Source organism: Streptomyces sp. H27-D2 (assembly GCF_035828615.1).
Lineage (GTDB): Bacteria > Actinomycetota > Actinomycetes > Streptomycetales > Streptomycetaceae > Streptomyces.
Genome location: NZ_JAYMZR010000013.1, coordinates 1 through 23499, shown reverse-complemented (window position 1 = coordinate 23499; position 23499 = coordinate 1). Strand labels below are relative to the sequence as shown.

Genomic DNA, 23499 nt, shown 5'->3' with positions numbered 1-23499 from the left:
CCATGACCGGCACTGATGTGATCAAGCTCACCGCCGCTGAGACAGCGGCCAAGGTCGCGTCCGGCGAGGTGACCGCGGTCGCCGTCACCGAGGCGCACCTGGCCCGGATCGACGCCGTGGACGAGAAGGTGCACGCCTTCCTGCACGTCGACCGCGAGGGCGCGCTCGCGCAGGCCCGCGCCGTCGACGAGAAGCGCGCCAGGGGCGAGAAGCTCGGCCCGCTGGCCGGGGTTCCGCTCGCGCTCAAGGACATCTTCACCACCGAGGGCGTCCCGACGACCGTCGGCTCCAAGATGCTCGAAGGCTGGATCCCGCCGTACGACGCGACGGTGACCAAGCGCCTCAAGGACGCCGGCGTCGTCATCCTCGGCAAGACCAACATGGACGAGTTCGCCATGGGGTCCTCCACCGAGAACAGCGCCTACGGCCCGACCGGCAACCCGTGGGACCTCACCCGGGTCCCCGGCGGCTCCGGCGGCGGCTCCGCGGCGGCGCTGGCCTCGTACCAGGCCCCGCTGGCCATCGGCACCGACACCGGCGGCTCCATCCGCCAGCCGGCCGCCGTCACCGGCACGGTCGGCGTCAAGCCGACCTACGGCGGGGTGTCCCGGTACGGGATGGTCGCCTTCTCGTCCTCGCTCGACCAGGGCGGCCCCTGTGCCCGCACGGTCCTCGACGCGGCCCTGCTGCACGAGGTCATCGCCGGGCACGACCCGCTCGACTCCACGTCCATCGACGCACCGGTGCCGTCCGTCGTCGAGGCCGCCCGCAACGGCGACGTCTTGGGCATGCGGATCGGCGTCGTCAAGGAGTTCGCCGGAGAGGGCTACCAGGCCGGCGTCATGCAGCGGTTCAACGAGTCCGTGGAGCTGCTGCGCGAGCTGGGCGCGGAGATCGTCGAGATCTCCTGCCCGTCGTTCGACCTCGCGCTCGCCGCGTACTACCTGATCGCACCGTCCGAGTGCTCCTCCAACCTCGCGCGCTTCGACGCCATGCGCTACGGCCTGCGGGTCGGCGACGACGGCACGCGCTCCGCCGAGGACGTCACGGCCCTGACCCGCGAAGCCGGATTCGGCGACGAGGTCAAGCGCCGCATCATCCTGGGCACGTACGCGCTCAGCTCCGGCTACTACGACGCGTACTACGGCTCGGCGCAGAAGGTCCGGACGCTGATCACCCGGGACTTCGCGAAGGCGTTCGAGGACGTCGAGGTGCTCATCTCGCCGACGACGCCGACCACCGCGTTCCCCATCGGGGAGCGGGCGGACGACCCGATGGCGATGTACCTCGCCGACCTGTGCACCATCCCGTCCAACCTGGCAGGCAACGCGGCGATGTCGCTGCCGTGCGGCCTGGCGCCCGAGGACGGTCTTCCGGTGGGGCTGCAGATCATCGCTCCCGCCATGGCCGACGACCGGCTCTACCGGGTCGGCGCGGCCGGCGAGGCCGCGTTCACCGCCCGTTGGGGACACCCGCTGATCGAGGAGGCACCGTCGCTGTGAGTGGCAAACTCGCCAAGGCCAAGGGATTCAAGAAGTCCAGGGCCGGCACCTATCTGTCCATCGGCACCTCGCTCTTCGGCGTGGTGGGCATCGCCAAGCGCGCCAAGCTCGCCCGGAGCGACAACGACACCCTGATGATGGTCGACGCCGTGGTCTCGGCCGCCGCCATCGCCACGAGTGTCGCGCTGCTCTACCGCGAGCTGAAGCGGCTGGGCGACGACGACGTCCTGCTGGGCTGAGAGGTTAGTTCTACCGTGACCGTCACTGAACTTGTGTCCTACGAGGACGCGCTGGCGACCTACGATCCCGTCATGGGCCTCGAAGTCCATGTCGAGCTCGGCACCAAGACCAAGATGTTCTGCGGGTGCTCGACCACCCTGGGGGCCGACCCCAACTCGCAGACCTGTCCCACCTGCCTCGGCATGCCCGGCGCGCTGCCGGTGGTCAACGCCATCGGCATCGAGTCGGCCATCAAGATCGGTCTCGCGCTGAACTGCGAGATCGCCGAGTGGTGCCGCTTCGCCCGGAAGAACTACTTCTATCCGGACATGCCGAAGAACTTCCAGACCTCGCAGTACGACGAGCCGATCGCCTTCAACGGCTATCTGGACGTCTCGCTGGAGGACGGCGAGGTCTTCCGGGTGCAGATCGAGCGCGCCCACATGGAGGAGGACACCGGCAAGTCCCTCCACGTCGGCGGCGCGACGGGCCGTATCCACGGCGCCTCGCACTCGCTGCTCGACTACAACCGGGCCGGCATCCCGCTCATCGAGATCGTCACCAAGCCGATCGAGGGAGCGGGTGAGCGGGCCCCCGAGGTCGCGAAGGCCTACGTCGCCGAGCTGCGCGAGCTCATCAAGGCGCTCGGCGTCTCCGAGGCCCGGATGGAAATGGGCCAGATGCGCTGCGACGTGAACCTGTCGCTGCGCCCCTACGGCCGGGAGAAGTTCGGCACCCGCTCCGAGACGAAGAACGTCAACTCGCTGCGCTCCGTGGAGCGGGCGGCGCGCTTCGAGATCCAGCGGCACGCCGCTGTGCTCAACGACGGCGGCGCGATCCTCCAGGAGACCCGGCACTTCCACGAGGAGGACGGCAGCACCACAGCCGGCCGCATCAAGGACAACGCCGAGGACTACCGGTACTTCCCGGAGCCCGACCTGGTCCCGATCGCCCCGGCCCGCGCGTGGGTCGAGGAGCTGCGGGCCGGACTGCCCGAGCTGCCGAGCGTGCAGCGCAAGCGGCTGCAGGCCGACTGGGGCATGACCGACCACGAGATGCAGTCGGTGCTCAACGCCGGCGCGATCCCGTCGATCCTCGCCACCATCGCGGCGGGCGCACCGTCCGACCAGGCCCGTAAGTGGTGGATGGGCGAACTGGCCCGGCGCGCGAACGAGACCGGCCAGGAGCTCACCGCGCTGCCGATCACCCCGGCCCAGGTCGCGCGCGTCGCGGCGCTGGTCGCCGAGGGCTCGCTCAACGACAAGCTGGCCCGGCAGGTCATCGACGCCGTACTGGACGGCGAGGGCGACCCGGACGAGGTCGTCGAGAAGCGCGGGCTGGCCGTCGTCTCCGACGACGGCGCGCTCGGCACGGCCGTGGACGAGGCCATCGCGGGCAACGCCGCCATCGCGGACAAGATCCGCGACGGCAAGGTTGCCGCGGCGGGCGCGCTCGTCGGCGCGGTCATGAAGGCGACGCGCGGACAGGCGGACGCCGCCCGTGTGCGCGAGCTGATTCTTGAGCGGCTGGCTCCGAAGGAGTAGTCGGCAGGGCGCGCGCAGCTGAGGCTGTGCACGCGCCGAGGGCGGTGTGCCGGGAGACCGGGGCGCCGCCCTTCGGCGTTCCCCGCCCGCTTGGACCGCGCTCGCCCACTTGTTGGACGTTTCCTCCGCAGCCGTGCACAGGTCTTCCCCCGGCCATCTGCCCTGCATAGCCTCCGGCAGGTCACACCCGATTCAGGAGGCCCACTTGACCACGGACATCTCACGGCGGCGGATGCTCGCTCTCGGCGGCGGCGCGGTCGGCGCCGCCGCGGCCGGGTCGCTGTTGCCGCCCTCGCTCCAGCAGGCGCTGGCCGCCGAGCCGGCCGCGGGTGCGGCGAAGGGCATCGGCGACATCCGGCATGTGGTGATCCTGATGCAGGAGAACCGCTCGTTCGACCACTACTACGGCTCGCTGCGCGGCGTCCGCGGCTTCGGGGACCGCAACGCGATCCGGCTGCCCGGCGGCAAGAGCGTGTTCGAGCAGCCAGGAGCGCTCGGCGTGGGGACCGTACTGCCGTTCCCGGTGCGTGAGGCGGCCGAGGCGCAGCACAAGGACCTCCAGTACATCGGTGACCTGGACCACAGCTGGAGCGGTGGGGCCAAGGCGTGGAACGACGGCTGGATGAACAACTGGGTGACCGCCAAGACCGGTGCCACGCTGGCTTTCTACGACCGGCGCGACCTGCCGTTCCACTACGAGCTGGCCGACACCTTCACCATCTGCGACGCCTACCACTCGTCCATCCACAGCTCCACCAGCCCCAACCGCAACCACCTGGTGAGCGGCTGGACCGGCTTCGAGCCGGGCACCGGCAAGCGGGCGGTCGGCAATGACGCGTACAGCGAGGGCACCCACACCGGCTACACCTGGACCACCTACCCGGAGCGGCTCGAAGCCGCCGGGGTGAGCTGGAAGGTCTACCAGGAGTGGGAGAACTTCACCGACAACAACCTGGAGTTCTACGCCTCCTTCAAGGCCGTCGCGCGCAAGGCGCTCGCCAAGGCCGGTGACTTCGCGTACATGGAGGCGTTCTACGCCAAGGTGCGCGACGCGGCCTCGGAAGCGGAGCGCACCCGGCTGCTCGGGCTGCTCGACGAAGGGGTGGCGACGCTCAGCCGCGCGGAGCGCAGCCTCTTCGAGCGGGCGCTGCGGCGGGGCAGGACGGACGGGCTGGCCGACGCGTTCCGCGCGGACGTGGCCGCGGGGAAGCTGCCCAAGGTGTCGTACCTGGTGCCCTCGGCCGTCGACTCCGAGCACCCCGGCGCCTCCTCGCCGATCGCCAGCGCCACCATCACGTACAAGATCCTCGACGCGCTCGCCTCGAACCCCGAGGTCTGGCGGCACACCGCCGTCTTCCTCACCTACGACGAGAACGACGGCTTCTACGACCATGTGCCGCCGCCGGTGCCGGCCGCCGGGACCGAGGGCGAGTTCTGGGAGGGCAAGCCCACCGGGCTGGGCATGCGGGTGCCGATGACCGTCGTCTCGCCCTGGACGGTCGGCGGCTTCGCCTGCTCGCAGGTCTTCGACCACACCTCGATCACCCGGTTCATGGAGACCTGGCTGGGGGTGCGCGAGCCCAACATCAGCGCCTGGCGGCGGACCGTCTGCGGCGACCTGACCTCGGCCTTCGACTTCTCGCGGGGGCGCAGGCAGCCGTCCGTGGACCGGCCGGGCGCGATACCGGCCTTCACCGGGCGCTGGCGGCCCGCCCCGCCGGCGGACCAGCGGCTCCCGGAGCAGGAGCACGGCCACCGGCCTGCCCGCCCGCTGCCCTACCAGCCGGACGCGTACGGGCGCTTCGACGCCCGCGCCGGGGTCTTCCGGCTCGCGCTGCGCAACACCGGCCGGGCCGCCGCGCACCTCGCGCTCTACCCGTACGCGGGCGAGTACGCGACGCCGCAGCACCGGGAGGTGCTGGGCAGGGCCGAGTGGGACGTGCCGGTCAAGGACGGCGCGTACCGCTTCACGCTCACCGGGCCGAACGGCTTCCGCCGCGAGTTCGCCGGTACGGGGGACGGGGCCGCCGCCGCGCTGGAGGTCGCCGGCCGGGTCGAGGCCCGGCACCGGGAGCTGCACCTCACCCTCACCAACCGGGGCCGCCGGACGCTGACCCTCACGCTGCGCGCCGACGCCTACAGCGACGCGCGCAAGCAGACTCTCACCCTCCGGCCGGGCGCCTCGCGGACGCTGCCGGTCGCGGCGGAGCGGGCGCACGGCTGGTACGACGTGAGCCTCACGGCCGCGGAGGACGCCTCGTTCGCCCGTCGGCTGATGGGCCACATCGAGAACGGCAGGGCGTCCGTCACGGGCTGACCCATTTCTGCACGGGGTATGACGGGTTATGTGGGTAAACCCACAAAAGCCGCAAAAGATCTCTTCGTGCTGCGAGAGTGCTGAAACGGAGGCCCCGCCACCACCTTTCACCGGGCCGGTGGCGGGGCCCCTGTCATCCGCAGTCATCCGCACATCCGCAGTCATACGCAGCCTCCGGCACCCCGCGGCTTCCCTCCCGCGCGGAGTGCGAGGCGCTCGATGTGTCCCTTGTCCGTCATGCGCTCGACCGCTCCGGTCCTCCCCGTGGGTGATCGACGCACGGCCCGGAAGCAGGTCATGGCCGAACTCGCCCGCTGGTGCCTCCGGCGCCGCCTTCTCGTCATCGCGCTGTGGCTCGCCGCCCTCGGGGGCGTCGCGCTCGCGGCGGCCCTCGCCGGCACCGCGTACTCCAACGACTACGAGGTGCCCGGCACCGAATCCGGCAGAGCGAGCGCGCTCCTCCAGGAGGCGTTCCCCGGCCGGCCGGGGGACAGCGACACCATCGTCTGGCGCGCCGACGGCGGCACCGTGCGCACCGCCGACGTCGAGCACCGGATGACCGGGGCGCTCGAAAAGATAGCCCGGCTGCCCGGCGTCGCCGAGGTCAGCGGCCCGTACGGCGCCGACGGCGCTGCCAGGATCAGCGACGACGGCCGCACCGCCTACGCGAGCGTCTCCTTCGACGCCCCCGTCGAAGAGCTGGACCGGGCGCGGGTGGAGCGGGTCGTCGACACCGCGAAGTCCGCCGCCGCCCAGCGGTCCGCGGCCACCGCGACCGCCGCCGGGACCACCGGAGTCCAGGTCGAACTGGGCGGGGCGGGCATCGCCCTCACCGAGAAGACCACCGCGCACCTCAGCGAGATCGTCGGCATCGCTGCCGCCGCCGTGGTGCTCTTCCTCGCCTTCGGCTCGCTCGCCGCCATGCTGCTGCCGATCGCGACCGCGCTGGTCGGCGTCGGCACCGCGTATCTCGGCATCGGGCTGCTCGGCCATGTGATGACCGTCGCCGACTTCGCGCCCATGCTCGGCATGCTCATCGGCCTCGGCGTGGGCATCGACTACGCCCTCTTCATCGTCACCCGGCACCGCAGCGGGCTCCGGCAGGGCCTGCCGGTCGCGGAGGCCGCCGCGCGGGCGGTGGCCACCTCGGGGCGCGCGGTCGTCTTCGCCGGCGCGACCGTCTGCATCGCGCTGCTCGGCATGCTCGTACTGCGGCTGAGCTTCCTCAACGGGGTGGCCATCGCCGCCTCGCTCACCGTCGTGCTCACCGTGGCCGCCTCGATCACCCTGCTGCCGGCGCTGCTCGGGCTGATCGGGACCCGCGCCCTGAGCCGGCGCGAGCGGCGCGGGCTCGCCGAACACGGACCGCGGCCCGAACCGCCCACCGGCATCGCCGCCCGCTGGTCCGCCTTCGTCGAGCGGCATCCCAAACTGCTCGGTGGCATCGCCGCCGCCGTCATGCTGATCCTGGCGATCCCCGTGTTCTCGCTGCACCTGGGCACCTCCGACCAGGGCAACAACGCCTCATCCGCCACCACCCGGCAGGCCTACGACCTGCTCGCGGACGGCTTCGGGCCCGGTGTTCGACGGCAGCGGCGGCACCGGCGTGATCACGGTCGTCCCGACGACCGCCCCGCAGTCCGAGGCCACCTCCGGACTCGTCGAGCGGCTGCGCGCCGACGTGCTGCCGCGGGCCGAGGCGGGCACCTCGCTCGACACCCAGGTGGGCGGGCTCACCGCGAGCTACGACGACTTCGCCTCGGTGATCGTCGACAAGCTGCCGCTCTTCGTCGGCGTCGTCATCGCGCTGGGCTGCGCGCTGCTGCTGCTCGCCTTCCGGAGCGTCGGCATCCCGCTGAAGGCGGCGGCGATGAACGTGATCGCCGTCGCGTCGTCCTTCGGGATCGTCGTCGCGGTTTTCCAGTGGGGCTGGGGCAGCGAGCTGCTCGGACTGGGCAGCGCGGGTCCGATCGAGCCCTTCCTACCGGTGATCATGGTCTCGGTGCTCTTCGGGCTCTCCATGGACTACCAGGTCTTCCTGGTCAGCCGGATGCACGAGGAGTGGCGGCGGACCGGCGACAACCGGCGCTCGGTACGGGTCGGACTCGCCGAGACCGGCCGGGTGATCAACTCCGCCGCGGTCATCATGATCGCCGTCTTCTCGGCGTTCGTGCTCAGCGGCGACCGGATCATCGCGATGTTCGGCATCGGGCTGGCCGCGGCCGTCGCGCTGGACGCCTTCCTGCTCCGCACGCTCCTGGTGCCCGCACTGATGCATCTGCTGGGCGGCGCGAACTGGTGGATACCGCGCTGGCTGGACCGGCTGCTGCCGCGCTTCAGCATCGAGCCGCCGGCCGAGTCCGCCCTCACGGCGAGGCCGGCGCAGCCCGTCGAACGGGAGCCGGAGCCGTCGCCGGGACCGCCCGGGGACCTGCTGCCGGAGCCCCGGGCGTCCGCTGAGCGGAGCGCCGCCGACGAGCGCTCCCACGTCTGCTGAGCGCTGCCCCACGCGTCCTCATACAGCTCTCAGAAACCATCCCTACGGTGAGCCCTCATGGATATCACGAAGACTGAGAAGACGGCCGGAACGGGCGACAACGAGCCGGAGGCACGCTCCTCCGAGGCGATCGCCGTAGACACCGCCGACGCCCCCGCCAAGGGCACGGCCAAGACCGCGAAGGACGAGCCCGCGGGCACGGCCGTGACCGACGCCGAGCCGGCCACCGCCGAGACCTCCGCTGACGCGCGCGACGACCTCGGCGAGGACCTCGACGACCTGGACGACGACGAGGCGGCGGCCCCCGCCCGCACCGGCGTGCTCTCCGGCGCCGGAGCGGTCGTCGGCACGGCGCTCGGCTTCATCTCGATCAGCGGCAGCTGGCTCGGCACGCTGATGGCCGAACGCCAGCAGCTCCTCGGGCAGATCAAGCTCCAGGGCGGCAAGGCCAGCGACCAGGTCCAGGCGGTCTACGCCAACCCCTGGCACACCACCGCGCTCTTCAACGGCGCGTTCGCACTCGTCGCCATCGTGCTCGGCGGCGCCGTGCTGCTCCGCCCGGAGACCGCCGACGGCCCCCGTCCGGTCTGGGTCAAGGCGCTCGCCTGGGGCGGCGTCGCGCTCGGCCTCATCGGCCTGCTGATCGCGGTCGGCATGTACTTCGACCTCTTCGCCAACCTGCCCACGGTTCCCAAGACCCCGGCGCAGCCGCAGGTCCCCGGACAGTGACCCCTGGCGCGACGACCCCCGGCGTGAGGGCGCGGCACGCCCTCACCGCCGGGGTCTGAGGTGCGCGGCCCGCGGCCTTAGGCGGCCCAGCCCGTAAGGGACCCCCGCCTAAGGCCCCCGGGCAGTTCTGGATCAGGCACTCGCCCGATGTGCCGGACCCCCCTGGGAGACGAAGCTTCAAGCACGGCAAGAAGCCGCGAGAAGCCACCGTCACCAGGAGATCCAGATGTTCCACTACGAACTTCACCAGCTCCGCTCCGCCGAACTGATCCAGCGGGCCGACCGCTACCGGCTGGCACGCGAGGCGGTACGGACAACCACCGCCGCCCGTCGCTCGGCCGGCAACGAGGCGGAGGGCCGGGTGAGCGAGCAGCCCGGCCGGAGCCGCAGCCCCCTACGGTCGCGGCGCGCCACCGCGTAACCGCCGCCCGGCCGCGACGATCAGCCGCGCTGTGTCCCGTACCGAGAAATCCGCTGCCGGAAAATCCACTGCCGGACTGTCGGACCCCTGTGCGATGCTCAGCCCCGTGCAGACCACGTCCGTCAGCCCGGTGTTCATCGGCCGCGCAGAAGAGCTGACCACCCTCACCGACGCGCTCGCCCGCGCCGCCGCGGGCGAGCCGCAGGCGTTGCTCGTGGGCGGCGAGGCGGGCGTCGGCAAAACCCGGCTCGTCGAGGAGTTCCTCGCCGCCGCGAACGCCGCCGGAACCGTCACCGCCGTCGGCGGCTGCATCGAGATCGGCGCCGAGGGGCTGCCGTTCGCCCCCGTGTCGACCGTGCTGCGCGCCCTGCGCCGGCAGCTCGGCGACGAACTGGCCCAGGCCGCCGCCGGCCAGGAGGGCGAGTTGGCCCGACTGCTGCCCGAACTCGGCGAGACCGCCCGCGAATCGCACGACGAGGACGGCCGGGCCCGGCTCTTCGAGCTCACCGCCCGGCTGCTGGAACGCCTCGCCGCCGAGCGCACCCTCGTCCTCGCGATCGAGGACCTGCACTGGGCCGACCGCTCCACCCGCGAACTCCTCGCCTACCTCTTCCGCACCCTCCAGCACGCCCGCCTGGTCATCGTCGCCACCTATCGCGCCGACGACGTCCACCGCCGGCACCCGCTGCGCCCCTTCCTCGCCGAACTCGACCGGATGCGAACCGTCCGGCGGATCGAACTGCGCCGCTTCAACCGCGACGAAGTGCGCGGCCAGATGGCCGGCATCAACGGCGCCGAACCCGACCAGGCCCTGGTCGACCGGGTCTTCGACCGCTCCGACGGCAACGCCTTCTTCGTCGAGGAGCTCGCCGCCAGCATCAGCGAGGGCCGCAGCACCGGCCTGAGCAATTCGCTGCGCGGCCTGCTGCTGGTCCGCGTCGAATCGCTGCCCGACGACGCCCAGCGGGTCGTGCGGATCGCAGCCGAGGGCGGCTCCACCGTCGAACACCACCTGCTCGCGGCCGTCGCCCGGCTGAGCGAGGACGACCTCATCGAGGCGCTGCGGATAGCCGTCGGCGCCAACATCCTGCTCCCCACGAACGACGGCGACGGCTACCGCTTCCGGCACTCCCTGGTCCGCGAAGCGGTCGCCGACGACCTGCTGCCCGGCGAGCGCAGCCGCCTCAACCGCCGCTACGCCGAAGCCCTGGAGGCCGCGCCCGCACTCGTGCGGGCCGAGGAGTGCGCGACCCGGCTCGCGAGCTACTGGTACCACGCCCACGACCCCGCCAAGGCGCTGCCCGCCGTGCTCGAAGCCTCCGTCGCGGCCCGGCGGCGGCACGCCTTCGCCGAGCAACTGCGGCTGCTGGAGCGGGCCATGGAGCTGTGGGAGGACACCCCGCGTGAGGTGCGCCAGGCGCTGCGGCCGATCGACGCCGCCGGAGCGTACCCGGCCTGCGGCTGCGACGAGGACGCGCTGCGGCTGCTCGACCTGCTCGCCGAAGTCGTGGTCGCGGCCCAGCTGTCGGGGGAGCGGGAGCGCGCGCTCACCGTCACCAAGCGGGCCCTGCGGGTGCTCGACGGCGGCAACGACCCGCTGCGCGCCGCCTGGTTCTGGGTCCAGCGCTGCAAGATCGTCTCAAGCCTCGGCCGCGGCGACGGCTGGGCCGAACTGGGCACCGCGCAGGAGCTGGTGCGCGGACTGCCGCCGTCCGTCGTGCACGCCGAGGTGCTCGCCCAGGCCGCGGGCTGGCTCGCGGTGCACCAGCCGGGCCCGGACAGCTATGACGCCGCCGAGCGCGCGGTGGAGCTGGCCCGGCTGGTCGGCGCCGAGGAACTGGAGATGCACGCCCGGATCACGCTCAGCGGGCTCATGATCGACTCGGGTGAGGTGGAGGCCGGGCTCGCCGAGATGGCCACGGTGTGCAAGCGCGTCGTCGAACTGGGCGACGTCGGAGTGCTCGGCCGCTGCCACGTCAATCTGGCCTCCGCCCTCGAAGGCGTGGGCCGCTCCGCGCAGGCCGTCGAGGTGGCCGAGGCGGGCAACACGATCTACCACCGCTTCGGACTCCAGGACGCCAAGGCGTGGGTGCTCGGCAACCAGTCCGAGTCGCTGTTCGCCCTGGGGCGCTGGGACGAGTCGGAGGCAGCCGCCGCCGCGACCCGGCGGGCCGGACAGAGCCCCCGGCCGCGCGGCGCGGCAGCCGTCCGCTACACCTGCCTGGCCCTGGAGCGCGGCGACCTGGACACGGCCGAACAGGAACTCGCGCTCGCCCGCCATGAGTACGGCACCCACGACCCGCAGCCGCAGTACACCATCAACCTCGCCCGGCTGGCCCTGCGGATCGCGGCGGCGCGCGGCCGGATCGCCGACGTACGGGCCGAGCTGACCGGCGCCCTCGACACCGGTTTCATGCCGGGCACCCAGCGCTACGCCTGGCGGCTGCTGTGCGCGGCGGCCACGGCGGAAGCGGACGCCCGCGGCCTGCCGGCGGCCGACGCCGGGCGGGCGGCGGTGCTGGCCCGGATCAGCGAGGCGACGAAGCGGCTGCCCCGCCCCGTACCGGTCTGGGAGGCGCACGCCCAGCTGCTGCACGCCGAACTGCTCCGCGCCGACGGCCGCGACGACCCGGACCAGTGGGCCCGCACAGCGGCGGCCTTCGAACCGCTGGACCGCCCGTACGAGCTGGCGCGGGTCCGCTACCGCTGGGCCGACGCGTTGATCGCCTCTGGCGTGGGGGGCGGGGGAGGCGCGGGGGGTGGCAGCGACGTTCTCGCTGCCTCCGGCGTTGGCGTTGGGCTCGCTTCGGGATCTGGATCGGGCTCAGGTTCCGGCTCGGGTGCCGGTGTGGACTCCGGCCTCGGCTCGGGTTCTGGTGTCGGCTCAGGTTCGGGCCCCGGCCCCGACGTTGTCTCCGACTCCGGCTCGGGCCCCGGCGCCGGCTCCGCCGGCCCGCCCGCCCCCGTCACGGATGTGCGGGCGGCCCGGGAGCGCGCGGCCGGGTTGCTGGCGCAGTCGCTGGCGGTCGCCGAGCGGTTGGGCGCCCGCCCGTTGATCGAGGACATCGTGATCCTGGCGCAGCGGGCGCGGCTGCCGCTGGTCAGACGGTCGGCCGGCGCGAACGGTCGCGCTGCCGCACGCGGCTCCGGCAGCGGCCGGCCGGGTGTCACGGCCCCGGCCGACGCCGCCGAGTCGCTGGGGCTGACCCCGCGCGAGCGCGACGTGCTCCGGCTGGTCGCGACGGGGCGCAGCAACCGTCAGATAGCCGAGGAGCTGTTCATCTCACCGAAGACGGCGAGCGTGCACGTCTCCAACATCCTGGCGAAACTGGGCCTCTCGGGCCGCGGTGAGGCCGCGGCCCTGGCCCACCGGCTGCGGCTGTTCGCCGAGCCCGAGTCCCAGCCCCAGCCCCAGTCCCAGTCCCAGCCCGAGCGCATCGGCTGAGTCCGGCGCTGTCCGTACGGCCTCAGTCGTCGCCCCGGGCGGGAGACGCGACGGGCCGGAGGCGCTCCGGAAGGGGCCGGTACTGCCAGTGCTCACAGGACAGCGCTCACAGAACAGCGCCCGCAGACTGTGCCCGCAGACAGCGCTCGCTCAGAGCACGGCCTAGCTGACTTCCAGCCGCAGGATGCGGTCGTCACCCTTCTCCGGCGTGCCGCGCGAATCCGTCTCGTTGGTGACGAGCCACAGCCCGCCGTCCTCCGTGGCCACCACCGTGCGCAGCCGGCCGTACTTCCCGTTCAGGAACGCCTGCGGTTCGGCGACCGGCTTCGTCCCGTCCAGCGGGATGCGCCACAGCCGCTCGCCGCGCAGCCCGGCCATCCAGATGGAGCCCTTGGCGAAGGCGATGCCGCTCGGTGAGGCGTCGGCCGTCTTCCACTGCTCGACCGGCTCGACGTATCCCGCTTTCTCCCGCCTGCCCTCGACCAGGGGCCAGCCGTAGTTCTTGCCCGGCTCGATGAGGTTCAGCTCGTCCCAGGCGTCCTGGCCGAACTCGGAGGCCCAGAGGTGCTTTTGGGCGTCCCAGGCGAGCCCCTGCACATTGCGGTGCCCGTACGAATAGACCACCGAGTCGGCTTCCGGGTTTCCGTGCGCCGGTTCGCCCTCCGGGGTCATGCGGAGGATTTTGCCGGCCGGGGACTCCTTGTCCTGGGCCAGGCCGCGGTCGCCGGTCTCACCCGCTCCGGCGTAGAGCATCTTGTCCGGGCCGAAGGCGATTCTGCCGCCGTTGTGGATCTCGCCCTTGGGGATGCCCTTGAAGATCGTGTCGGGAGCCCCCAGTTGGCTGCCGGCGGGCTTCTTGTCGTCGTAGCTCATCCGGGCGATGCGGTTGTCGGACGCGGTCGTGAAGTACGCGTAGACCATGTGGTCCGCGCCGAAGGCGGGGGCCAGGGCCAGGCCGAGCAGGCCGCCCTCACCGCTCGCGGAGACGCCGGGCACCGAGCCGAGCTCCGTCTTCTTGCCGTCGTCGGCGCTGATTCGGAGGATCTTCCCGCTGTCGCGGGAGGCGATCAGCAGATCGCCGTTCGGCAGCGGGGCGAGCCCCCAGGGGGAGTCGAGGTTTTCGGTGAGCGTGCGCTCCACTTTCACCGAGCCCTTGGCGGGGGCGGGCGAGGACGGGGGCTCCGCCGGGGAGGACGACTCGCCGTCGGCGCCGGCCCCGCCCGGACTCGACGACGAGCTCCGCGCCGGGCGGCCGGCGCCGTCCTCGTCGGACGAACACCCGGCCGCGAGCAGGAGCGCGGCAGCCGCGAGCGCGGCGGTCACAACAGGACGACGCACGGTTGGTCCCCTTCGTTCGGGTCTTTCGGGTGACCGCTTCGAGCACGGTCAGCGGTTCAGCGGTGTGGTGGAACACCCCACACTGCTTGATACACCGCCCGGAGCCCCGAGGTTCCGTTCTCGCACCATCAGCCGTTCCCGAAGCCGCGCGAAGCAGTGCGAAGCCGGCCGAAGCCTCCCCGTGGAGCCCCTGCGGAGCCCCCGTGGAGCCGCCCGAGAGGCCCCGGAGCGCCGCCCGAGCGCCCTCAGGAACCGACCCGAAGCCGATATCAGTCCCACGACCCCACCGCATGCGGCAGCGCCGCTATCTCGGACAGTTCGCCCGCGCTCAGCACCAGCCGCGCCGCGTCCGTGTTCTCCCGTACCCAGCGCTCCTTCTTCGCCCCCGGCACCGGCACCACGTGCCGCCCCTGCGCCAGCACCCAGGCCAGCGCGACCTGAGCGGTCGTCACCGAGCGCCGCTCGGCGATCCGCCGCAGCCCGGCCACGATCGGCTGGTTCGCCGCCATCATCTCGGCCGTGAACCGCGGGTGCCGGGCCCGTACGTCCTCCGGCTCGAAGCCCTGGCCCGGCTTCAGCGTGCCGGTCAGAAAGCCGTTGCCCAGCGGCATCGCCGCCAGGAAGCCGATGCCGCGCGCCTCGCACCACGGCAGCAGCGCGCCCAGCGCGTCCGTGGACCACACCGACAGCTCGGCCTGCACGCTGCTGACCGGGAACACCTGCTGGACGCGCTCCAGTTGCCGCAGGGTGTTGTCGTGCATCCGCGCTCCCGCGCGCCCCGCGCCCGCACCCACACGCCCGGGGCCCTTCCCGGTGCGGAACTGCGCCCGCGCACCGACCGCGCACAGCCCCAGGGCGCGCACCTTGCCCGCCGCGACGAGCTCCGCCATCGCGCCCCAGGTCTCCTCTATGGGGACTTCCGGATCGGCCCTGTGCAGCTGGTAGAGATCGATCGTCCCGGTCCCCAGCCGCCGCAGCGACGCGTCGCAAGCCCGCTTCACATACCCGGGGCGTCCGTTGGCGACGATGTGCTGATCGCCCACCAGCAGCCCGCACTTGGTCGAGATGAAGGCGTCCGCCCGGCGCTCCCGCAGCGCGCGGCCCACCAACAGTTCGTTGGTGAACGGGCCGTACATGTCCGCGGTGTCCAACAGCACCGGACCGCGGTCGAGGGCGGCGCGCACCGTGCGCAGGGAGCTCTCGCCGTCCTGCTGCGACGCGGTGTACGCCCAGCTCATCGGCATGCAGCCGAGACCCACCGCGTTCACTTCGAGTGCCGCCGCACCGATCGTCCTGCGCTCCACCTGGTCCTGTCCTCCGTCCCCGACGCCCCCATCAGGGACGCAGTCCAAACTAACCTCTGTGGAAGATCTCGTTCGCATAGCCTCGGGGCATGAGTGCTGACGTATGGCTTCCCATCCCCGCCGACGAGATCGGCGGACTCCCCGACGGCCTGGAGTACGCCCACTGGGACGGTGGCTCCGAGTTCCCCGCGGACCCCGCGGACTGCGTCTTCTACGGCGTTCCGTACATGCGGGGTGCGGAGGTCGCCGTGCGCCCGCTGCCGCGGATGACGCGCCTACAGGTAGTGCAGACCCTCACCGCCGGCATGGACCAGATGCTGCCCGCCCTGCCGGGACTGCCGCCCGGTGTGCGGCTGTGCAACGCCCGCGGCGTCCATGAGGCGAGCACCGCCGAACTGGCCCTGACCCTCACCCTCGCCTCGCTCCGCGACATCCCCGGCTTCGTCCGCGGCCAGGACGCGGAGGAGTGGCGGAGCGGCTTCTACCCGGCGCTCGCCGACAAGTCGGTGCTGATCGTCGGCTACGGCGCGATCGGCAGCGCCATCGAGGACCGGCTCGCGCCCTTCGAGTGCGCGCGGGTCGTGCGCGTCGCGCGCTCCGCCCGCGAGACGGCGCACGGCCCGGTGCTGCCGTTCTCGGAGCTGCCCGAACTGCTGCCGGACGCCGACGTCGTGCTGATCTCCACCCCGCTCACCGACGAGACCCGCGGCCTGGTCGGCGCCGACTTCCTGGCCCGGATGCGGGACGGCGCGCTGCTGGTGAACGTGGCCCGCGGCGCCGTCGTCGACACCAAGGCGCTGCTCGCCGAGCTGGACTCCGGCCGGCTGCGGGCGGCTCTCGATGTGACCGACCCGGAGCCGCTGCCTGCGGGTCATCCGCTGTGGCACGCCCCCGGTGTGCTCATCACCCCGCACGTCGGCGGCCCGACGTCGGCCTTCCTGCCCCGCGCGAAGCGGCTGCTGCGCGAGCAGTTGCGGCGCTTCGCGGCGGGCGAGGAACTCCAGCACGTGGTGGTGACGAGCGGCTGACCGCGGAGCGCGAAGCGGGCGGGGGAGTGGCCGGCCGCTTTCCCACCCGCCGCTCCCGGTGCCCTCCCGACGCCATCCCGGCAGTCGAATTGTCTGCTCAAAGCACCCTGCGGAGCGGTGTGAATGCACTCAGTAGCCGTGATTCCGCAGGTAGTTACGCTGTGTAGAGGAAGTATGTCCCTGAGTGACCGATCTGGTGTATCGTCCCGAATCGGGGGCCACGCCATGCGGGATACGGCGTGCGCGTAGGACCGGAACTCTAGGGGGGCGACGGGCGATGCACGGCCAATGGAGCAAGTACCCGACACGGGGCGACTGTCGACCACGACATCGCTGGGCCCCGCCGCCGCGGACCGTACGGCTGCGGACCGTACGGTCGAGGACTGCGCGGTCGAGGACGATGCGGTCGAGGACGATGCGGTCGAGGACTGCGTGGTGAGCGCGTCGAGCGCGGTGCTCTCCCGGGAGTCGGCCTCCGGCGGACCGGCCGGGGTGCTGCCGCAGGTCGTCCTGGCCCTGCTCTGCGGCGGGTACGCCACCGGCTCCGCGCTCGGCTGGGGCTCCCCCGGGGTCGCGAAGTGCATGGGTGACTTCGGCCTCAGCGCCGCCGCCCTCACCGCCGCCGTCTCCTGCCTCTGGTACGCCCGCAGCCACGCGACCCGCTTTCGACCCGCCTGGCTGCTGTTCGCGGTCTCCTCCGCGATGGCCGCGCTCGGCAACGGCGCCTGGGGCTGGTACGAGGTGGTGCTCCGGCAGCCCGTGCCGAGCCCCTCGTTCGCCGACTTCAGCTTCCTGCTCTTCGCGCCACCGGCCATCGTCGGCCTGCTGGTCCTCGCCAAGCGCCCGGTCACCCGCGCCGGCTGGGTCTGCCTGGGCCTGGACGCCTGGCTGATCGGCGGCTCGCTGCTGACCCTCTCCTGGAGCCTGGCGCTCGCCCACACCGCGCACTTCGACGGCGAGACCGTCGCGCACACCGCGCTCTCACTGGCCTATCCGCTGCTCGACATCGCGCTCGTCAGCATGGTGCTCGCGCTGCACTTCCGGCGCTCCTCGGCCAACCGCTCCGCGATCAACACCGCCATCGCCGCCCTCGCGCTCACCGTGCTGTGCGACGCGCTGTTCACCTCGCCGCTGCTCCGCGAGGAGTACCGCTCGGGCCAGCTCCTCGACGCGGGCTGGTTCGCCGGCTCGCTGCTGCTCGCGTACGCCCCCTGGGTCGCCAAGCGCGGCGTGGGGGAGCGGATCGACTGGGACCGGGGCGTCCGCAACGACCGCAACCCGAGCCGCCCCATCGCGGGCTCGCTCGCCGCCCTGACGCCCTACCTCGCCGCCGCCGTCTGCACCCTGGGCATCCTCTACACCGTCATCGACGGCCGCCGGATCGACCGGGTGGTGCTGTTCACCGCCTGCACGGTAGTGCTCGCCCTCGTCGTCCGGCAGGGCATCATGCTGCTCGACAACATCAGCCTCACCCAGGAACTGGCCCAGAAGGAGAACCACTTCCGCTCCCTGGTGCAGGGCTCCAGCGACGTCATCATGATCGCCGCCCCGACCGGCGTGCTCCGCTACGTCAGCCCCGCCGCCGCGGGCGTCTACGGCCGCGAGGCGGAGGAGCTGGTCGGCTCCGAACTGGCCTCCCTCATCCACTCCGAGGACCTGGGCCGGGTGGTCCACGAAGTCCGGCGGTTTCTCGCCGCGCCGCCCGACGACGAGCCGACCACCCGTATCGAATGCCGCTTCAGGGCCGGCGGCAGCCGCTCCGACGGCGCCCAGTGGCTCAACGTCGAATCCACCGTCAACCGGCACCAGGGCGGCCTGATCTTCAACAGCCGCGACGTCACCGAACGGGTCCGGCTCCAGGCCCAGCTCCAGCACAACGCCTCGCACGACCCGCTCACCGACCTGCCCAACCGGGCCCTGTTCACCGAACGGGTCCGGCAGGCGCTCGGCGGCCGGCGCGCCTCCGACCTCGACGCCGCCGTGCTCTTCATCGACCTCGACGGCTTCAAGGCGGTCAACGACTCCGTCGGCCACCAGGCGGGCGACGAACTCCTCATCCAGGCAGCCCGCCGCCTCCAGGAGTCCGTACGCGCCGTCGACACCGCCGCCAGGCTCGGCGGCGACGAGTTCGCCACTCTCATCCGCGGCGACGGCACCCGCGACCACACGGTCCGCGAATTCCGCGTCCACGACATCGCCGACCGGCTGCGCCTCAACCTCTCCAGGCCCTACCGGGTCAACGGCACCGAAGTGCGCGTCGCCGCCAGCATCGGCGTCGCCTTCGCCGAGCCCGGCATCACCCCCGCCGACCTGATGCGCAACGCCGACCTCGCGATGTACCGCGCGAAATCCGCCGGCAAGGGCCGGGTCGAGATGTACGCCCCGCAGATGCAGGCCGACGTGGTGCGCCGGGCCGAGCTGGCCACCCGGCTCCGCACGGCGCTGCACGACGGCGAGTTCGCCCTGCTGCACCAGCCCGTCGTCGAACTGGACGGCGGCCGGATCTCCGCCGTCTCCGCGCAGGCCCGCTGGCGCTCCGCGCAGGGCATCCTGTTCACCCCCGCCGAGTTCCTGCGGGTCGCCGAGACCGGCCAGTACGACGACGGGGCCCGCACCGCCGAGCTGGGCCGCTGGCAGCTGGAGGAGGCCGTCGAACAGGCCGCGCAGCGGCACCGCGCCGGACACCCGGTGCCGGTGACCGTACGACTCTCCGCTCGCCGCCTGGTGGACCGCGCGCTGCCGCCCAAGAGCATCGAGGCACTGCTGATCCGGCACGGTCTGCCGTCCGGCGCCCTCATCCTGGAGCTGGCCGACAGTGACCCCAGGGTGCCGATGGACGAGCTGGAACAGCGCCTGGTGGGGCTGCACCGGCTCGGCGTGCGCATCGCCCTCGACGGCTTCGGCAGCGGCTACGCCGCGATCAGCGCGCTGCGCCGGCTCCCCATCGACATACTCAAGCTGGACCGCGGTCTGGTCGAGGGCGTGGTCGAGTCCGCCCGGCTGCACAAGATCACCGCCGGGCTGCTGCGGATCGCCGCCGACCTCGGGATGCAGTCCGTGGCGGACGGCGTGGACCTGCCGGACCAGGTCGTCGCGCTGCGCGCCATGGGGTGCACGCACGGCCAGGGCATGGCCTTCTCCGGCCCGCTCGACGAACACCGGCTGCGCCGCTCGCTGGCCCGCGGCGGCTACCCGCTGCCGGGGGTGGGCGGCCCCGCGCTGGTCGGCGGAGCGCTCTCGGCGCACCCCCCGTTCCACCCGCCCTTCCGGCCCCCGCTGGTTTCAAATGCTGAGACGCCCGTCCCACCTACTTGACACCTACCCTGCGCCAGGGGGATGGTCAATGTCATGCGCACCCGAATTCTCGTACTTGGACAGCGCGTCGGCTGAGCAGGACTTCCTCGAAAGTCCTGCTGACATCACCGACGCGCTCCCCTCGACTGCCTCACGGCTCGAGGGGTTTTTTGTTGCACTGGCACTGAGCAGATCTCCTCACAAACCCTCATCTTCGAGAAGAGAATGCCGATGACCGAACAGGCCACCGGGGCCCACCACCCGCAGCCGCGGCCCCGTACCGGCGGACAGCAGCCCGCACCCGTCGAGCACTGCACGGGCGCGCAGGCCCTCATCCGTTCTCTTGAGGAAGTCGGCGCCGACACCGTCTTCGGCATCCCCGGCGGTGCGATCCTCCCCGCCTACGACCCGATGATGGACTCCTCGAAGGTGCGCCACATCCTGGTCCGCCACGAGCAGGGCGCGGGCCACGCCGCGACCGGCTACGCCCAGGCCACCGGCAAGGTCGGGGTCTGCATGGCGACCTCAGGACCGGGCGCCACCAACCTCGTCACCCCGATCGCCGACGCCCACATGGACTCGGTCCCGCTGGTCGCGATCACCGGCCAGGTCGCCTCCAAGGCGATCGGCACGGACGCCTTCCAGGAGGCGGACATCTGCGGCATCTCGATGCCGATCACCAAGCACAACTGGCTGGTCACCAACGCGGACGACATCCCCAGGGTGATCGCCGAGGCGTTCCACGTCGCGTCCACGGGCCGCCCGGGACCGGTGCTGGTGGACATCGCCAAGGACGCCCTGCAGGCGAAGACCACCTTCTCCTGGCCCCCGCAGACCGACCTGCCCGGCTATCGCCCGGTCACCAAGCCGCACGCCAAGCAGATCCGCGAGGCCGCCCGGCTGCTCAACGAGGCCAAGCGCCCGGTGCTGTACGTCGGCGGCGGAGTCATGAAGGCCGGCGCGACCGCCGAGCTGCGCGTCCTCGCCGAGCTGACCGGCGCGCCCGTCACCACCACGCTGATGGCGCTCGGCTCGTTCCCCGACAGCCACCCGCAGCACGTCGGCATGCCCGGCATGCACGGCGCGGTCACGGCCGTCACCGCGCTCCAGAAGGCCGACCTGATCATCGCGCTGGGCGCGCGCTTCGACGACCGCGTCACGGGCCGGCTCGACTCGTTCGCCCCGTTCGCCAAGATCGTGCACGCGGACATCGACCCGGCCGAGATCGGCAAGAACCGCGTCGCGGACGTGCCGATCGTCGGCGACGCCCGCGAGGTCATCGCCGACCTGGTCGTCGCGCTGCAGACCGAGTTCGGCGAGGCCGCCGGGAGCACGGACGGCGCCCCGAGCGGCAAGGTCCCGCTCGGCCCGCACGCCCGCACCCGGTACGCCGAGTGGTGGACCGACCTCAACCGCTGGCGCGACACCTACCCGCTGGGCTACGACCTGCCCGCGGACGGCAGCCTCTCGCCGCAGCAGGTCATCCAGCGGATCGGCCGGCTGGCCCCCGAGGGCACCGTCTACGCGGCGGGCGTCGGCCAGCACCAGATGTGGGCCTCGCACTTCATCGACTACGAGCAGCCCTCGACCTGGCTCAACTCCGGCGGCGCCGGAACCATGGGCTACGCGGTCCCGGCGGCCATGGGCGCCAAGGCCGGCCGGCCCGAGGCCACGGTCTGGGCGATCGACGGCGACGGCTGCTTCCAGATGACCAACCAGGAACTGGCCACCTGCGCGCTCAACAACATCCCGATCAAGGTCGCGATCATCAACAACGGCGCGCTGGGCATGGTCCGCCAGTGGCAGACGCTGTTCTACAACCAGCGCTACTCCAACACCGTGCTGCACAACGGCGACACCAACGCCGGCAGCGGCTCCACGGTCGGCACCGGCTCGGCCGAGAACAAGGGCACCCGTATCCCGGACTTCGTCAAGCTGTCCGAGGCGATGGGCTGCGTCGGTCTGCGCTGCGAGGACCCGTCCCAGCTGGACGCGGTCATCGAGAAGGCCAACTCCATCAACGACCGCCCGGTGGTCGTGGACTTCATCGTCCACGAGGACGCCATGGTCTGGCCGATGGTCGCCGCGGGCACCTCCAACGACGAGATCTTCGCCGCCCGGGACGTCCGCCCGGACTTCGGCGACACGGACGACTGAGCGCGGGACACAGAGAAGAGAGAGAACGAGCCCATGTCAAAGCACACGCTCTCCGTCCTGGTGGAGAACAAGCCCGGTGTCCTCGCCCGGATCACCGCCCTGTTCTCCCGCCGCGGCTTCAATATCGACTCACTCGCGGTCGGCACCACCGAGCACCCCGACATCTCGCGCATCACCATCGTGGTGAACGTGATCGAGGCGCTCCCGCTGGAACAGGTCACCAAACAGCTCAACAAGCTGGTCAACGTCCTGAAGATCGTCGAACTCGAGCCCAGCGCTGCGATCCAGCGCGAGCTCGTCCTGGTGAAGGTCCGCGCCGACAACGAGACCCGCTCCCAGATCGTCGAGATCGTCCAGCTCTTCCGCGCCAAGACCGTCGACGTCGCGCCGGAGGCCGTCACCATCGAGGCCACCGGCGGCGCCGACAAGCTCGAAGCGATGCTCAAGATGCTGGAGCCGTTCGGCATCAAGGAACTGGTGCAGTCCGGCACCATCGCCATAGGCCGCGGTGGGCGCTCCATCACCGACCGGTCGCTGCGCGCGCTCGACCGCAGCGCCTAGTACGCACTAGGGCCTGTTCCGCCCTAGCCGCACCCCGTCGCCGCTCGACCGGGCGACCGTATTCCGAGACCCCGAGACTTCCCACCCGCTCCCCGTCATACGGTGGGACGCACAACCCGAAACAAGGAGATCCTCCAGTGGCCGAGATGTTCTACGACGACGACGCTGACCTGTCCATCATCCAGGGCCGCAAGGTCGCGGTTCTCGGTTACGGCAGCCAGGGCCACGCCCACGCGCTGTCGCTCCGGGACTCCGGCGTCGACGTCCGCGTGGGTCTGCACGAGGGCTCCAAGTCCAAGGCCAAGGCCGAGGAGCAGGGCCTGCGGGTGCTCACGCCCGCCGAGGCGTCCGCCGAGGCCGACGTCATCATGATGCTGGTTCCCGACCCGCTCCAGGCGCAGGTCTACGAGGAGTCCGTCAAGGACAACCTCAAGGACGGCGACGCGCTGTTCTTCGGCCACGGCCTGAACATCCGGTTCGAGTTCATCAAGCCGCCGGCCAACGTCGACGTCTGTATGGTCGCGCCGAAGGGGCCGGGCCACCTCGTCCGCCGTCAGTACGAAGAGGGCCGCGGCGTGCCGTGCATCGTGGCCGTCGAGCAGGACCCGACCGGCAAGGGCCTGGAACTGGCCCTCTCGTACGCCAAGGGCATCGGCGGCACCCGCGCGGGCGTCATCAAGACCACCTTCACCGAGGAGACCGAGACCGACCTCTTCGGCGAGCAGGCGGTCCTCTGCGGCGGCACCGCCGCGCTGGTCAAGGCGGGCTTCGAGACGCTGACCGAGGCCGGCTACCAGCCGGAGATCGCCTACTTCGAGTGCCTGCACGAGCTGAAGCTCATCGTCGACCTCATGTACGAGGGCGGCCTGGAGAAGATGCGCTGGTCGATCTCGGAGACCGCCGAGTGGGGCGACTACATCAGCGGCCCGCGGATCATCAACGACCAGACCAAGGTCGAGATGAAGAAGATCCTCGGCGAGATCCAGGACGGCACCTTCGCCAAGGCGTGGATGGCCGAGTACCACTCGGGTCTGCCCAAGTACAACGAGTACAAGAAGGCCGACGAGAACCACCTGCTGGAGACCACCGGCAAGGAGCTCCGCAAGCTCATGAGCTGGGTCGACGAGGAGGCGTAAGCCTCTC

The 23499-nt window shown here is 71.8% G+C and carries 14 protein-coding genes and 1 pseudogene; 13 read left to right on the top strand and 2 right to left on the bottom strand.

What is annotated here, in order from left to right; translation table 11 throughout:
* Positions 1-2: 2 nt before the first annotated feature.
* The 8 genes and pseudogenes from gatA (at position 3) to QMK28_RS07920 (ending at position 12674) form a co-directional block, all read left to right on the top strand.
* The gene (gene gatA / locus QMK28_RS07955) at positions 3-1502 is read left to right on the top strand and encodes an Asp-tRNA(Asn)/Glu-tRNA(Gln) amidotransferase subunit GatA (protein ID WP_326436311.1); all 1500 of its coding nucleotides are present in this window, start codon (positions 3-5) and stop codon (positions 1500-1502) included.
* Complete coding sequence (locus QMK28_RS07950) at positions 1499-1741, top strand: hypothetical protein (RefSeq protein ID WP_326436310.1); 243 nt, start codon at positions 1499-1501, stop codon at positions 1739-1741. Before gatA ends, QMK28_RS07950 begins: the two co-directional genes overlap by 4 nt.
* 15 nt (positions 1742-1756) lie before the next feature.
* Positions 1757-3265 carry an Asp-tRNA(Asn)/Glu-tRNA(Gln) amidotransferase subunit GatB gene (gatB, locus tag QMK28_RS07945; protein WP_326436309.1) on the top strand — a complete coding sequence of 503 codons (1509 nt, stop codon included), beginning with the start codon at positions 1757-1759 and terminating at the stop codon, positions 3263-3265.
* 205 nt (positions 3266-3470) lie between these two features.
* Positions 3471-5582, top strand: coding sequence for a phosphocholine-specific phospholipase C (locus tag QMK28_RS07940; protein ID WP_326436308.1), 2112 nt, complete (start codon positions 3471-3473; stop codon positions 5580-5582).
* Positions 5583-5879: 297 nt separating this feature from the next.
* Positions 5880-8079 (top strand): annotated as a pseudogene (locus QMK28_RS07935) (MMPL family transporter).
* Positions 8080-8136: 57 nt separating this feature from the next.
* Positions 8137-8808, top strand: a complete 672-nt coding sequence (locus QMK28_RS07930) for a hypothetical protein (RefSeq protein ID WP_326436307.1) — start codon at positions 8137-8139, stop codon at positions 8806-8808.
* 226 nt (positions 8809-9034) lie between these two features.
* Positions 9035-9229 carry a hypothetical protein gene (locus QMK28_RS07925; RefSeq protein ID WP_326436306.1) on the top strand — a complete coding sequence of 65 codons (195 nt, stop codon included), beginning with the start codon at positions 9035-9037 and terminating at the stop codon, positions 9227-9229.
* Between the two features lie 94 nt (positions 9230-9323).
* On the top strand, positions 9324-12674 hold the full coding sequence (locus QMK28_RS07920) for a helix-turn-helix transcriptional regulator (RefSeq protein ID WP_326436305.1): 3351 nt from the start codon (positions 9324-9326) through the stop codon (positions 12672-12674).
* Between the two features lie 162 nt (positions 12675-12836).
* Here QMK28_RS07920 and QMK28_RS07915 read toward each other — a convergent pair whose 3' ends face one another.
* Entirely contained in the window at positions 12837-14012 is a 1176-nt protein-coding gene (locus QMK28_RS07915) for a PQQ-dependent sugar dehydrogenase (protein ID WP_326436304.1), read from the bottom strand.
* 269 nt (positions 14013-14281) lie between these two features.
* The gene (locus tag QMK28_RS07910) at positions 14282-15316 is read right to left on the bottom strand and encodes an aldo/keto reductase (protein WP_326436303.1); all 1035 of its coding nucleotides are present in this window, start codon (positions 15314-15316) and stop codon (positions 14282-14284) included.
* Between the two features lie 89 nt (positions 15317-15405).
* Here QMK28_RS07910 and QMK28_RS07905 point away from each other — a divergent pair, with 89 nt between their 5' ends.
* From QMK28_RS07905 to ilvC, 5 genes are all read left to right on the top strand, one after another.
* Complete coding sequence (locus tag QMK28_RS07905) at positions 15406-16344, top strand: 2-hydroxyacid dehydrogenase (RefSeq protein ID WP_326436302.1); 939 nt, start codon at positions 15406-15408, stop codon at positions 16342-16344.
* 435 nt (positions 16345-16779) lie between these two features.
* Positions 16780-19659: a putative bifunctional diguanylate cyclase/phosphodiesterase gene (locus QMK28_RS07900; protein ID WP_326436371.1), complete on the top strand. Its 2880-nt coding sequence runs from the start codon at positions 16780-16782 to the stop codon at positions 19657-19659.
* 204 nt (positions 19660-19863) lie between these two features.
* The gene (locus QMK28_RS07895; protein ID WP_326436301.1) at positions 19864-21795 is read left to right on the top strand and encodes an acetolactate synthase large subunit; all 1932 of its coding nucleotides are present in this window, start codon (positions 19864-19866) and stop codon (positions 21793-21795) included.
* A 33-nt stretch (positions 21796-21828) separates the two neighbouring features.
* Positions 21829-22356: an acetolactate synthase small subunit gene (gene ilvN, locus QMK28_RS07890; protein ID WP_326436300.1), complete on the top strand. Its 528-nt coding sequence runs from the start codon at positions 21829-21831 to the stop codon at positions 22354-22356.
* Positions 22357-22493: 137 nt separating this feature from the next.
* Entirely contained in the window at positions 22494-23492 is a 999-nt protein-coding gene (gene ilvC / locus QMK28_RS07885) for a ketol-acid reductoisomerase (protein ID WP_326436299.1), read from the top strand.
* The last annotated feature ends 7 nt before the right edge of the window (positions 23493-23499 follow it).